Annotated in this window: 12 protein-coding genes; 11 read left to right on the top strand and 1 reads right to left on the bottom strand. The window is 48.5% G+C overall.

Annotated features, from left to right (window positions below):
* Positions 1-111 precede the first annotated feature (111 nt).
* The gene (gene dcd / locus M979_RS10065) at positions 112-693 is read left to right on the top strand and encodes a dCTP deaminase (RefSeq protein WP_034458493.1); all 582 of its coding nucleotides are present in this window, start codon (positions 112-114) and stop codon (positions 691-693) included.
* A 23-nt stretch (positions 694-716) separates the two neighbouring features.
* Complete coding sequence (asmA, locus tag M979_RS10060; protein ID WP_034458491.1) at positions 717-2,561, top strand: outer membrane assembly protein AsmA; 1,845 nt, start codon at positions 717-719, stop codon at positions 2,559-2,561.
* 47 nt (positions 2,562-2,608) lie between these two features.
* Here the strand turns inward: asmA and M979_RS10055 are convergent, their stop codons facing one another.
* Positions 2,609-4,189 carry a TerC family protein gene (locus M979_RS10055; RefSeq protein ID WP_064554844.1) on the bottom strand — a complete coding sequence of 527 codons (1,581 nt, stop codon included), beginning with the start codon at positions 4,187-4,189 and terminating at the stop codon, positions 2,609-2,611.
* Between the two features lie 806 nt (positions 4,190-4,995).
* On the opposite strand from M979_RS10055, the gene M979_RS10050 reads away from it, so the two are divergent.
* The 9 genes from M979_RS10050 to wcaF all read left to right on the top strand — a co-directional run bounded on the left by M979_RS10050 (position 4,996) and on the right by wcaF (position 13,997).
* Positions 4,996-6,129 (top strand): polysaccharide export protein, encoded by a 1,134-nt coding sequence (locus M979_RS10050; protein ID WP_034458487.1) that lies wholly within the window; start codon positions 4,996-4,998, stop codon positions 6,127-6,129.
* A 6-nt stretch (positions 6,130-6,135) separates the two neighbouring features.
* On the top strand, positions 6,136-6,579 hold the full coding sequence (gene wzb, locus M979_RS10045; RefSeq protein ID WP_034458485.1) for a low molecular weight protein-tyrosine-phosphatase Wzb: 444 nt from the start codon (positions 6,136-6,138) through the stop codon (positions 6,577-6,579).
* A gap of 2 nt (positions 6,580-6,581) precedes the next feature.
* Positions 6,582-8,750: a tyrosine-protein kinase Wzc gene (gene wzc / locus M979_RS10040; protein WP_034458483.1), complete on the top strand. Its 2,169-nt coding sequence runs from the start codon at positions 6,582-6,584 to the stop codon at positions 8,748-8,750.
* A 115-nt stretch (positions 8,751-8,865) separates the two neighbouring features.
* Positions 8,866-9,702 carry a colanic acid biosynthesis glycosyltransferase WcaA gene (gene wcaA / locus M979_RS10035; protein ID WP_064554843.1) on the top strand — a complete coding sequence of 279 codons (837 nt, stop codon included), beginning with the start codon at positions 8,866-8,868 and terminating at the stop codon, positions 9,700-9,702.
* A 2-nt stretch (positions 9,703-9,704) separates the two neighbouring features.
* Positions 9,705-10,190 carry a colanic acid biosynthesis acetyltransferase WcaB gene (wcaB, locus tag M979_RS10030; protein WP_074388642.1) on the top strand — a complete coding sequence of 162 codons (486 nt, stop codon included), beginning with the start codon at positions 9,705-9,707 and terminating at the stop codon, positions 10,188-10,190.
* Complete coding sequence (locus M979_RS10025; protein WP_064554841.1) at positions 10,187-11,404, top strand: glycosyltransferase; 1,218 nt, start codon at positions 10,187-10,189, stop codon at positions 11,402-11,404. Before wcaB ends, M979_RS10025 begins: the two co-directional genes overlap by 4 nt.
* The gene (gene wcaD, locus M979_RS10020) at positions 11,379-12,599 is read left to right on the top strand and encodes a colanic acid polymerase WcaD (RefSeq protein ID WP_034458476.1); all 1,221 of its coding nucleotides are present in this window, start codon (positions 11,379-11,381) and stop codon (positions 12,597-12,599) included. Before M979_RS10025 ends, wcaD begins: the two co-directional genes overlap by 26 nt.
* Before the next feature lie 8 nt (positions 12,600-12,607).
* A complete protein-coding gene (gene wcaE / locus M979_RS10015) occupies positions 12,608-13,360 on the top strand; it encodes a colanic acid biosynthesis glycosyltransferase WcaE (protein WP_064554837.1) in 753 nt (250 codons plus the stop codon).
* Between the two features lie 94 nt (positions 13,361-13,454).
* Positions 13,455-13,997 carry a colanic acid biosynthesis acetyltransferase WcaF gene (gene wcaF, locus M979_RS10010; RefSeq protein ID WP_064554835.1) on the top strand — a complete coding sequence of 181 codons (543 nt, stop codon included), beginning with the start codon at positions 13,455-13,457 and terminating at the stop codon, positions 13,995-13,997.
* Positions 13,998-14,033: the final 36 nt, after the last annotated feature.

Below are 14,033 nucleotides of genomic sequence, written 5' to 3'. Positions count from 1 at the left end.
TCGCTCGCAAAAACGTAATGTAATCCCGGTATTTACCCTTCGTAGCGTGGCTATCTTAGCCCCGCTGTGGCAGGGTAAACAAAACTGAGCTTGAGATAAGGAGCATCACTGATGCGTTTGTGTGACCGCGATATAGAAGCCTGGCTCGATGATGGGCGCTTAACGATTACCCCTCGTCCGCCAGTTGAACGCATTAGCGGTGCTACTGTCGATGTGCGTTTGGGGAACAAATTCCGCACCTTCAGTGGTCATACTGCACCGTTTATAGATTTGAGCGGTCCAAAAGATGAAGTGAGCGAGGCGTTAGAACGCGTCATGAGCGACGAAATCGTCCTCAATGAAGGCGAAGCATTCTATTTGCACCCAGGTGAACTGGCTTTAGCGGTAACGCTTGAGTCTGTAACGATACCCGCTGATTTAGTCGGCTGGTTAGACGGTCGTTCATCTTTGGCGCGTCTGGGTTTGATGGTCCATGTCACCGCACACCGTATCGATCCTGGCTGGCATGGCTGCATCGTTCTGGAGTTCTATAATTCCGGTAAGCTGCCATTAGCCCTGCGTCCTGGTATGATGATTGGTGCTTTGAGTTTTGAACCGCTTTCTGGCCCTGCCGCACGCCCTTACAACAGTCGCCAGGACGCAAAATATCGCGATCAGCAAGGGGCTGTGGCGAGTCGTATTGATAAGGACTGAGTTGCCATCTGTATGGGGATTGTATGAGACGATTACTTACCACGCTGATGATTTTGCTGGTTGTACTGGTTGCCGGCCTTTCTGCGTTGGTGTTATTGGTTAACCCCAATGATTTTCGTGCATATATGGTGCGCCAGGTTGAGGCTCGCAGTGGTTATCAACTGGCTTTAGACGGGCCGCTGCGTTGGCACGTCTGGCCACAACTTAGTATTTTATCAGGGCGTATGTCATTAACCGCACCAGGTGCTAGTCAGCCCCTGGTGCGTGCCGACAATATGCGCCTGGATGTTGCCTTATTACCTCTGCTTTCTCACCAGCTTAAGGTTCACCAGGTGATGTTGAAAGGTGCCGTAATTCAACTCACTCCCCAGACAGAAGAGCGCCGTGCGAAAGATGCCCCTGTCGGGCCTTCGGCTCCTACGCCTCCATCAGATGAAGACAGTGGCTGGTCTTTTGACATCGCTAAACTAAAAGTTGCCGACAGTGTGCTGGTTTTCCAGCATGTTAATGACGAACAAATTACGGTGCGCAATATCAATCTGCAAATGGAGCAGAATGAGCGAAAACAAGCGCACATTGAACTGAGCAGCCGTATTAATCGTGACCAACGTGATCTGACCTTTTCATTGGTGGCCGATCTTGATGCCAGCAATTATCCGCAGCAACTCAGTGCCAATATCTCCAAACTCGATTACGAAATTCAAGGTGCCGATCTTCCAGCTAAAGGGATTACGGGCAGCGGAACCTTTGCGGCTCGTTGGCTTGAGCCACAGCGCCGTCTTGAACTTAATCAACTGCAACTGACTGCCAATGACAGCGATTTGCAAGGCAACGCCAGTGCTGTGCTGGAAGACAAAACTCAGTGGGTCATCGATTTACGTTCAGGTAAATTGAATCTCGATGGATTGGTTGCTGGCAACTCAGTGACCAATATCAACGTGCAGCAACAGGCGCAGCAACAAAGTGCGCTACCGCGTCCGATCATTGCTTCCGGTGGCGAAGAGACCAACTACCAGAGTCTGCGTGATTTTACTGCTCAGGTTAATATTGCCGCGTCCAGTGTGGTGTGGCGAGGGCTGGATTTCACTGATGTTCAAGGGGCTATAACCAACAATTATGGCTTACTGACGGTTTCTGAACTGATGGGGAAATTTGGCAAAGGTAGTATGTCATTCCCGGGAGAACTTGATGCGCGCAAGAGTCAGCCGCAACTTTCATTCAGCCCAAAAGTTGAAAACATAGAAATTGAGCCGATTCTGACTGCGTTTAACTACCCAATTGCGTTGTCTGGGTTGCTTTCAATGGAAGGGGAGTTTACCGGTGACATACTCAGCGCCGAAGCGTTTCGCCGTAGCTGGCAAGGAGATGCGAACATCACGATGCTACATACCACAATGCAGGGTATGAACTTCCAACAGTTGATTCAGCAAGCGGTTACCCGTAGCAATGATGATGTCCAGGCCCAGGAAAATTATGACAATGTCACCATGTTGGATAACTTCTCAGCGCAAGCAAATCTCAACAACGGTGAGCTATCGCTCAAGAAAATGGTGGGAGAATCTTCCATGTTGGCGCTGACAGGTTCGGGGACTCTTGATCTTGTTAAGCAGCAGTGCGATACCCGCTTTGATGTCACGGTCGTTGACGGCTGGAAAGGGGATAGTAAGTTGGTTGAGGTGCTGAAAACCACCCCGATCCCACTACGAGTTTATGGGCCATGGCAGAAGTTGAATTACTCTTTGCAAGTGGACCAGGTACTGCGCAAACAGTTGCAGAGTGAAGCGAAACGTCGCCTGAATGATTGGCTAGACAAGCATAAAGACAGTAGCAAAGCGAAAGACGTTAAAGATCTTCTGGATAAGCTTTAGTCACTTCAAACGTCGGATGTCGCAGCGACATCCGACTTTAATTTAAATCACACCTCAAAATCCATCTCATCGTTGCTGATCAACGGGACAATTTGCACCTTCTGTACGCGATGGCTTTCTACTTGCAGTGTCCGCAACAGAAAATCCCCCACCTGAACAGCTTCTCCTGTTACCGGAATATGTTGCAACGCCTCCATCAGTAGCCCTGCAATCGTATGGTAGTTGCGTTTATCATCCAGCGGTAATGGCACATACTGGACCAAATCTTCCAGCGGCATATGGCCGTTTGCCGTCCATGTCCCATCCGGGTTTTTCTGAATATCATGGCGTGCATCTATCTCTTCAGCTTCATTCGGCAAGTTACCGGCAATGGTTTCCATCACGTCACTCAACGTCACCACACCTTCTACCGAACCAAACTCATCAACCACAAAGGCAAAGTGTGTTCTGGCGTTGCGGAACTGCTCGAGTGCCGCCAATAAAGGCAGTGTTTCCGGGAAGATAAGTGGTTGTCGTATCAAAACCTCAAGGTTAAGCGGTTCACCTTTTAATGATTGCTGAAGTAAATCAATGATGTGCACGACACCCAGAATTTCGTCACTATCGCCAGTTATTACCACGCGGGTATGCTGGTTCTTATCAAGCAAGGCCCGTATTTGTTCTTCCGGGTCGGCAAGTTTGATGTGTTCGACATCATGACGTGAGGTCATAATGCTGCTCACTGTGCGTTGGTTGAGATTTAGCACGCGTTCAATCATCAGCCGTTCTTGCGGCTCAAATATTTCATCTTGTCGGGTGTGGTCAGCAATCAGCGATGCGGTTTGAGCATCCAGTTCAGCCTCTTCCTTCTTACCATTCAATAAACGCAGCACGGCTTCTGCGGTGCGTTGGCGTAACGATTGATCGGCAGACAAGAAGCGACGACGGTTGAATATTGCCAGCTGGTTTAAACTTTCAATCATTACCGAGAACCCGATAGCGGCATATAAATAGCCTTTCGGAATATGGTAACCAAAACCGTCTGCGACCAGACTAAAGCCTATCATCAGCAGGAAACTCAGGCAGAGAATCACAATGGTCGGGTGGTTGTTCACAAAGCGCGTTAAGGCTTTGCTGGCGAGCAGCATCAGGCAAATTGCGATAATCACCGCCGCCATCATCACTGGCAGATGGTCGACCATACCCACCGCGGTTATCACCGAGTCGAGAGAAAACACCGCATCCAGAATGACGATTTGTGCGACCACCGGCCAGAATTTTGCACCCCGCCGCTGCGTGTGAGTTTCACTATCTTTACCCTCCAGCCGCTCATTGAGCTCAACGGTCGCCTTAAATAGCAGAAACAGCCCACCAAATAGCATGATCAGATCACGGGCGCTAAAACCAAGTTCACCCACTCTGAAAAGTGGCCGTGTTAACGTGACCAGCCATGAAATGGAGGCCAGCAATAGCAAGCGCATCAACATGGCAAGAATGAGCCCGGTCACGCGTGCTTTGTCGCGTTGGGATGGGGGGAGTTTTTCGGCAAGGATAGCGATAAACACCAGGTTATCGATACCGAGGACCAGCTCAATAACTACCAGCGTTATCAGACCTGCCCAGATAGATGGATCGGCAATCCATTCCATATTCTTTTATACCCTTAATATTTCAAGCCAGCGGATTCGTTAGTTTGCTGCCTTCTCAGCACTTGAAATCTTTTGGGCATAGCACCTCTTGTTAGATGACAAATGTCACAATGAAATAATGGATAATCGCTCGTGAAATTGCAATATCATGGCCAGGGATAAATCTCCTCCATCTTAAATACCAGGCATATCCCGCTTAATCCCACTTAATAACCATGGTAAATAGTTAATTGTTTTGTGAAGTATCGACCTGGTATTATTTATTATATTTAATTTTACATGAGATATATCTGTATATCACATTGTGACTTATCACTTATTAATATTCTGTCAATATAAAGAAATTCCTAATCGCATGTAAATGTGGCGTTAATATTATTCTTAAAAGTCCCTGTGTGGTTCTGTGGAACCTTGCCTGATATAGGGTTAGCTGCAACAATCGATATCGGTGTCTGATATTAGATGTATTTTTTATATTCGCTGAAGCTGTGATATTTAACCTGGTGCCATAGGGCTTATCTCCAGAAAATTATTCTTTGGATTTACATCCTGGAATCGTGACTTCTTATAAATTGTCTTTTTTCAGTAGGTTGGTGACTGTAAGCCAGGGGCGGTAGCATGCCTGAAGGCCAGAGAATAAGCCTCGGTTATTCTGTCGCCACTTTGTCTAAATAAGTGCTTTTTAGGAATTATGCCATTTAGTTAGATCTACATTTGGGGCCAATTTTATATCTCACTGATAAGCCTAACGAGCCACTTATTTTATTCGATCAGGATAATTACTCTGCCATAGTGATAAATACTCAATGATTAAATACAAACTTAAATTGATGCCTTTATTGGTGTCGGTAACCCTGATGAGTGGTTGCACAGTGCTCCCCGGTAGCAATATGTCGACGATGGGGAAAGATGTTATCAAGCAACAGGATTCAGATTTTGATCTGGACCGGATGGTAAACGTGTATCCATTAACGCCGCGTCTGGTTGAACAATTACGCGTACGTCCAGCGGTCGCACAGCCAAATATGTCTCTCGATCAGGAGATCTCCGCCTACCAATATCGTGTCGGTCCAGGGGATGTTCTGAATGTCACGGTCTGGGATCACCCGGAACTCACTACCCCAGCGGGCCAATACCGCAGTTCAAGCGATGCGGGTAACTGGGTACAGTCAGACGGCACGATGTTCTATCCATATGTCGGCAAAGTAAAAGTCGCGGGTAAAACCCTGTCTGAAATCCGCAGTGATATTACCGGCCGCCTTGCGACGTACATCGCTGACCCGCAGGTGGACGTTAATATCGCTGGCTTCCGTTCCCAAAAAGCCTATGTCTCAGGCCAGGTGAATAAATCCGGTCAACAGGCAATTACCAACGTGCCGCTCACCATCCTCGATGCTATCAACGCCGCAGGCGGTCTGACTGATGCCGCTGACTGGCGCAATGTGGTCCTCACACACAATGGCCAGGAAAAGCGTATTTCCCTGCAAGCGCTGATGCAAAACGGCGACCTGAGCCAGAATCATTTGCTTTATCCCGGCGACATTTTATTCGTGCCGCGCAATGACGATCTGAAAGTGTTCGTAATGGGTGAAGTGAAGAAACAGACCACCCTGAAAATGGACTTCAGCGGCATGACGCTGACCGAAGCGCTGGGCCAGGCAGAAGGTCTGGATATGACGGCTTCCAATGCCAGCGGCATCTTTGTGATTCGCCCAATCAAAGAGAAGCAGGGCGGCAAAATCGCCAACATTTATCAGCTTGATATGTCGGATGCGACCTCGCTGGTGATGGGCACCGAGTTCCAGCTGCAACCTTACGATGTGGTGTATGTGACCACAGCACCTGTCACGCGTTGGAATCGTCTGATCAACCAACTGCTGCCGACTATCAGTGGTGTTCGTTATATGACGGATACCGCCAAAGATATCCATACCTGGTAACGCGCTATGTTCAACAAAATTTTGGTTGTCTGTGTGGGGAATATTTGCCGCTCCCCAACCGCTGAGCGGTTACTTAAAAGCTATCACCCGCAGCTTACCGTGACTTCTGCGGGGCTGGGGGCTTTGGTGGGGAAAGGGGCTGATGCAGGTGCTGTTCGCGTCGCCGAGCAGCATAACCTCTCCCTGGAGGGGCACTGCGCAAAACAGGTTTCCGGCAAAATGTGCCGCGAATACGACCTGATTCTTGCCATGGAAAAACGCCATATCTCCGCACTTTGCGAAATGGCTCCAGAGATGCGCGGCAAAGTGATGCTGTTTGGTCACTGGGATGCGGAACGGGAAATTCCCGACCCGTATCGCAAAAGCCACGACGCTTTTGAAGCGGTTTACGGTCTTCTGGACCAGAACGCCCAAAAATGGGCTAACGCACTCAACGCTCATCAGGGATAACAATGACAGAAAAAGCACGCCGTTCGAGTGCCCCGACTGAGGGTAATGACGAAATTGATATTGGCCGATTGTTCGGGACGGTCCTTGAAGCCCGCTGGTGGGTCCTGGGGATCACCGCAATTTTCGCGATACTGGCGACCGTCTACGCCATGTTTGCCACGCCAATCTATAAAGCAGATGCGCTGGTGCAAATCGAACAAAATGCCGGTAACTCGCTGGTCAACGACATCAGTTCAGCGCTATCAAACAAGCCGCCTGCTTCTGCTGCCGAGATGCAGCTGATTCAGTCGCGTCTGGTATTGGGTAAAACGGTAGACGATCTGAATCTGGATATTTCAGTCGCAAAAAACAGCTTTTGGCTGTTAGGCGCGGGCTGGGACAGGCTGCAAGGCCGCCAGAACGATACCGTCGTTGTTGATACCTTTAATCTTCCGGCAGGGCAGGCCAAAAATATATTTACCCTGGAAGTGCTGAGCCCAACGCAGTATTTGCTGACCAGTGATAACGGGTTTAGCGCCAAAGGGCAGGTTGGGAAAACGCTAAATCAAGGCGGTATCACGCTGTCCGTTAGCGCGATTAAAGCGCAAGTGGGCGATACCTTTACCGTCAGTAAATACTCCACGCTTGGCATGATAAATCAGCTTCAGGGCAACCTGACCGTAGCTGAAAATGGCAAAGATACCGGCGTGTTAAGCCTCTCTTATACCGGTGAAGACAAGGACCAAATTCGCGCCATCCTCGATAGCATCACACGTAACTATCTGGCGCAGAACGTGCAGCGTAAGTCGGAAGAAGCGGCTAAAAGCCTGCAATTCTTAGCGCAACAGCTGCCGGAAGTCCGTAGCCGCCTTGATGCTGCCGAAAATAAACTCAACGCTTATCGCCAGCAGCAAGACTCGGTTGACCTGTCACTGGAAGCCAAATCCGTCCTCGACACCATGGTAAATATTGATGCGCAGCTCAATGAGTTGACCTTCAAAGAGGCTGAAATTTCCAAACTCTATACTAAGGTTCACCCGGCTTATCGCACCTTGCTGGAAAAACGTCAGACGCTGCTCGATGAAAAAGCGCGCCTTAACGGGCGTGTTACCGCGATGCCAAAAACGCAGCAGGAAATCGTGCGTTTAACGCGTGATGTTGAGTCTGGGCAACAGGTATACATGCAACTGCTGAACAAGCAGCAAGAGTTGAAAATCACCGAAGCCAGTACCGTTGGTGATGTGCGTATCGTCGATGCGGCCATTGCTCAACCAGGCATGGTGAAACCGCAACGTGCCCTGATCATTCTCGGCAGCATTATTCTTGGTCTGATGTTGTCCATCATGGGCGTGCTGTTACGATCCTTGTTCAATCGTGGCATCGAAAGTCCTGCGGTACTCGAAGAGGCAGGGATTGGTGTGTATGCCAGCATCCCGCTTTCTGAATGGCAGAAATCCCGCGACAATGCCACGGTGCGCACTGTTAAAGCGGCGAAACGCAATAAGCAAAGCCAACTGCTGGCGGTGGGTAATCCAACCGATCTGGCTATCGAAGCGATTCGCAGCCTGCGCACCAGTCTTCATTTCGCCATGATGCAGGCATCCAATAACGTTCTGATGCTGACCGGTGTTAGTCCGTCGATTGGTAAAACCTTTGTGTGCGCCAACCTGGCTGCTGTGATTAGCCAGACCAATAAGCGTGTGCTGCTTATCGACTGCGATATGCGCAAAGGTTATACCCACGAACTACTGGGCACTACCAACAACAACGGTCTTGCAGAGGTGCTCTCAGGGCAGGCGGAAATTACCCGCTGTGCGCAAAAAACCTCCGTACCTAATTTTGACCTTGTACCGCGTGGTGTGGTGCCGTCTAACCCTTCTGAGTTACTGATGAGCGAGCGCTTTGCGGAATTAATCGCATGGGCAAGCAAAAGCTATGACCTGGTGTTGATTGATACCCCACCAATTCTCGCCGTTACCGACGCTGCGGTTGTCGGCCGCCATGCGGGCACCACGCTGATGGTGGCGCGCTATGCGGTGAATACGCTCAAAGAAGTCGAAACCAGTCTCAGCCGCTTTGAACAAAATGGCGTCACCGTACGTGGCGTGATTCTCAATTCCATCTTCCGCCGTGCGGCAGGGTACGAGGATTACGGTTACTACGAGTACGAATATAAATCTGATGCGAAATAGTCAGGCATCAACTGGCGGATGAGGCTTTGCTTATCCGTCCTACAAATCTCGCCGTAGGGTGGATAAGCGATATCGCCATCTACCAATAAATAAAAACGATTTTCGGGGGAGCGCCATGAAACGCCCACTTATCTCTATTTATATGCCGACATGGAATCGCCAGCAGTTGGCGATCCGCGCCATCAAATCGGTGCTGCGCCAGGATTATGAACACTGGGAAATGTTAATCGTTGATGACTGCTCCTCCTCTTTTGAACAGCTTCAGCGCTTTGTTGATGAGCTGGGGGACTCGCGAGTGCGTTACATCCGTAATGATTTCAACTCTGGTGCCTGTTCGGTACGCAACCAGGCTATTCGCCAGGCTGCGGGGGAGTTGATTACTGGTATTGATGACGATGATGAGTGGACTCCCAATCGCTTGTCAGCGTTCCTGGAACATAAACAGCAGTTGGTGACGCACGCTTTTTTGTATGCCAACGACTATGTTTGTGAGGGACAAGTCTATTCGCAGCCCGCAAGCTTGCCGCTTTACCCTAAATCACCCTTCTCATTAAAGCTGTTTTACAAGCGTAATATCATAGGTAATCAAGTATTTACTTATGCCGACCGCTTCAAAGCTTGCCTGTTCGACACAACACTTGCAGCAGCTCAGGACTACGATATTTTCCTGCGTATGGCTGTGGAGTATGGCCAGCCGTGGAAAGTGGACGAAGCCACGCAAATTCTGCATATCAATCACGGTGAAATGCAGATCACCAAATCACCGAAAAAATTTGCCGGGTACTTTCACTTCTATCAAAAGCACAAAGATAAATTCGACCGTGCCAGCAAGAAATATCAGCTGTTTACCCTCTACCAGATCCGCAATAAGCGTATGTCTTTGCGCACGTTATTAGCGCTCTTGAGCGTGCGAAATACTAAGCGACTGGCAGATGGGCTACGGGGGAAATAACGGTGCTTGAAGACCTACGCGCAAATTCCTGGAGCCTTCGCCCTTGCTGTATGGTGATGGCTTACCGTATTGCCCATTTTTGCTCGGTATGGCGCAAAAAAAGCGTCATCAACAATCTTTGGGCGGCTCCGATAATCCTGCTTTATCGCTTTGTGACCGAATGCCTGTTTGGCTATGAAATCCAGGCAGGTGCCTCCATTGGGCGTCGTTTCACCATTCACCACGGTTATGCCGTTGTGATTAACAAATTTGTGGTCGCCGGGGATGATTTCACTATTCGCCACGGCGTCACCATCGGTAATCGTGGCAAAAGCAACGCCTGCCCGGTGATTGGCAACGGTGTCGAACTGGGTGCCAACGTTGTGATTATCGGTGATATCACGCTTGGGAATAACGTCATTGTTGGCGCGGGAAGTGTGGTGCTCGATAGCGTGCCAGACAATGCGCTGGTGGTTGGCGAAAAAGCACAGGTAAAAATAATTAAATGAATATCATGCAATTTAACGTGCGCCTTGCTGAAGGCGGTGCGGCGGGTGTTGCGCTGGATCTTCATCAGCGTGCAAATGCCGCAGGTTTTAGCTCGCGATTTATTTACGGCTATGGCAAAGGCGGCAAAAAAAGCGCCAGCCACGACAAGTTCCTGGGGGTGGAAAAACACACGCCGCGCCTGACATCTATCGCCAACATTATTCTGTTTCGCTTTCTCAACCGCGACCCGTTCGGCAACCTGAATAATCTGTATCGCAAAGTGACCCGCAGCCATGGCCCAGTGGTGCTGCATTTCCATGTGGTACACAGTTACTGGCTTAACCTCGAAGAGATGGTGACGTTTTGCCAGCGTGTAAAAGCGCATAAACCGGATGTCACTTTTGTCTGGACGCTCCACGACCACTGGAGTATCACCGGACGCTGTGCGTTTCTTGATGGCTGCGACGGCTGGAAAACGGGCTGCCAGAAATGCCCGACGCTAAACAATTACCCGCCGGTGAAAAAGGATCGTGCACATCTTCTGGTGCACACCAAACGTCAGTTGCTTCGCGAAATGCTGGCGCTGGGCTGTAAGTTTATTTCGCCAAGCCAGCATGTGGCTGACGCCTTTAACCTGATTTACGGAGCAGGGCGCTGCAAAATCATCAACAACGGTATTGATGTGGCAACCGAAGCGATTCTGGCTGAATTACCCCTCACGCAAGCTGCGGGCGCCAGGCCAAAAGTGGCAGTGGTAGCACACGATTTACGTTACGACGGCAAAACCAATCAGCAACTCGTACAGGCCATGATGGCGCTGGGCGACGAAATCGAGTTGCACACCTTCGGTAAATTCTCGCCATTCAATGGCCCGAACGTGGTCAATCACGGTTACATGACCGATAAAAAAGCGTTGATGAGCGAGCTTAACGAAATGGACTCACTGGTATTCAGCTCGCAGGTCGACAACTACCCGCTGATTTTGTGTGAGGCGTTATCCATTGGTGTTCCGGTTATTGCTACCCAAAGCGATGCAGCAGATGAAGTGCTGCGTAAAGTCGATGGCAAAACCTTTAGTGATGCTCGGGTGCTCGAACTGGTGAAAATGCCAAAAGAGCAGTTAGCGCAGCAGGTGTTTGGCAAAGAGTTGCAGGTGTTTAAAGCTGCAAGCCGCCAGGCGTTTAGTGGGCAACAGATGCTGGAGGAGTATGTCTCGTTCTATCAGAATCTGTAGTTATCTGCTGTTACCGTTTATCTATCTGGTGGTCAACGTCAAGTTGGCCTCATTGGGTGAAAGCTTCCCCATAACGATAGTTACCTTCTTACCTGCAATCCTCTTTTTGTACATAGAACGAATCAGCGTCAAAAAATTGATGATTGCGCTTGGTATCGGTGCGGGACTCACCGCGTTTAACTACATCTTTGGCCAGTCGCTTGATGCCAGCAAATACGTCACCTCGACATTATTGTTCGTCTATATCGTGCTGATTATGGCGATGACCTGGAGCTGCCGTTTCAAAACTATTTCACAGCGTAATCACCATAAAATTCTGCGGTTATTTTATGGGGTGGTGGGCATTATTGTGATGCTTGCTGCGGCAGAAATGGCTCAGATTATTCTGACCGGTGGAAGTAGCCTGATTGAGAAAATTTCGAAGTTTCTTATATACAGTAATAGCTATGTTCTGAACTTTATTAGCTTCGGCGGTAAGCGTACCACAGCACTCTATTTTGAACCGGCGTTCTTCGCTCTGGCGTTAATCTCAATTTGGCTCAGTATCAAACAGTTTGGTATCAAAACACCGAAAACAGATGGTATGATTCTTTTAGGGATAGTGCTTTCAGGTTCATTTTCAGGGGTAATGACTTTTATCCTGTTCTATCTTCTTGAATGGGCATTCCAGTACCTTAATAAAAGTGCCATAAAGAAGAAGTTGCCATTAGCAATTATTTCTCTTTCCGTGTTTTTAGTAGGGTTAATATTCGCGTTCCCTTATATTGCGACCCGTCTTGGCGATTTGGGAACGGAAGGTTCGTCATCTTATTATCGTATTATTGGCCCGTTAGCGATGGTTGGGTATTCATTAACCAATATAGATGGGGTGGTGCGTTTCGGATCTTTATATGAATATGTCGCATCATTCGGAATCTTTAACGGTGCGGATGTCGGTAAAACAGTAGACAATGGTTTGTATCTGCTAATTATTTATTTTTCATGGTTCGCGGTATTACTGACTATTTGGTATATGTGGAAAGTCTTTAAAATGATGCGCACAGCTTTTGGTAATAACGAAAATTACCGCGTTCAATTATGGCTTTTTACACCTGTATCATTATTTTTTACCGGTTCAATTTTTAGCCCTGAATATGCGTTTTTGATTGTGTGCCCGTTTATTTTGCGTAAGGCACTTAATATTACACAGCGTTGAGGTCCATCATGCTATTAAGTGTCATTACGGTTGCTTATAAAAATCTTGCCGGAATAGAAAAAACCTGGCAGTCGCTGGCACATTTAGCGAAGGCGCCTGGGATCACATTTGAGTGGATTGTGGTTGATGGTGGCTCGCAAGATGGTACCGCCGAGCTTCTGGAAAACCTGAATGGGCAGTACAACTTACGTTTTGTGAGTGAGAAAGATAACGGCATTTATGATGCGATGAACAAAGGCATTGATATGGCTCAGGGCCGTTATGCGTTGTTCCTTAATTCGGGTGATATTTTCCATCAGGATATTCCAACTGTGGCGCATCAACTGGCTGCTATGCCGTCAACTGATAATGCGATGGTGATTGGCGATGCATTATTAGATTTTGGTGATGGTACAAAAATAGAGCGCCGTGCAAAGCAGGGCTGGTATATCTACCACAGTTTACCAGCCAGCCATCAGGCCATATTTTTCCCTGTCTCAGGTCTGCGTAAATACCCTTACGATCTGCAATATAAAGTCTCATCGGATTACGCGCTTGCCGCACGGATGTATAAAAAAGGTTATGCATTTAAACGCGTCAAGGGGATTGTCTCCGAGTTTTCAATGGGTGGTGTTTCTACCACCAATAATATTGAATTGTGCCGTGATGCGAGAAGCGTGCAGCGCAAAATATTACACGTCCCAGGGTTTATTGCAGAATTGTCTTATAAGTTACGTTTACGCACCACCGGAAAAACAAAGACGCTTTATAACAAAGCCTAAGGTGGATGACGCTGGCGCTTATCCACCCTACAACTACGACTGACATGTACGTCGGATAAGCGTAAGCGCCATCCGGCGAAAATAAGGAAATATTATGCAAGAGCTAAGCGGCTTTACTGTGCCGAGGGGCTTTCGCGGCGCAATCGGAATAAAAGTGCAATTATGGTGGGCGGTACAAGCAACATTATTTGCCTGGTCGCCACAAATATTTTATCGCTGGCGTGCATTTTTATTACGCATGTTTGGCGCACGAATCGGTAAAGGTGTGGTGATTCGTCCGTCCGTGAAAATTACTTACCCATGGAAATTAACCCTCGGGGATTATGCCTGGGTAGGCGATGACGCCGTGTTATATACGCTGGGTGAAATCACGATTGGTGCAAATTCTGTCGTTTCACAAAAGTGTTATTTATGTACCGGCAGTCACGATTATATGAGCAAACATTTCGATATTACCGCTTCACCAATTGTTATCGGTGAAAAATGTTGGCTGGCAACTGATGTATTTGTTTCACCTGGCGTGAATATTGGAAATGGCACCGTCGTGGGTGCGCGCAGCAGCATTTATAAATCATTACCGGCGAATGCCGTTTGCCGGGGTAACCCAGCAGTAAAAATACGCGATCGAGTTTTGTAGCCCTGTAGGTCGGATAAGCTTGCGCCATCCGACAAA

It is taken from the genome of Buttiauxella noackiae ATCC 51607, assembly GCF_001654865.1.
Taxonomy (GTDB): domain Bacteria; phylum Pseudomonadota; class Gammaproteobacteria; order Enterobacterales; family Enterobacteriaceae; genus Buttiauxella; species Buttiauxella noackiae.
The sequence above is the reverse complement of the archived record's forward strand: the minus strand, read 5'-3'. Positions and strand labels throughout refer to the sequence as shown.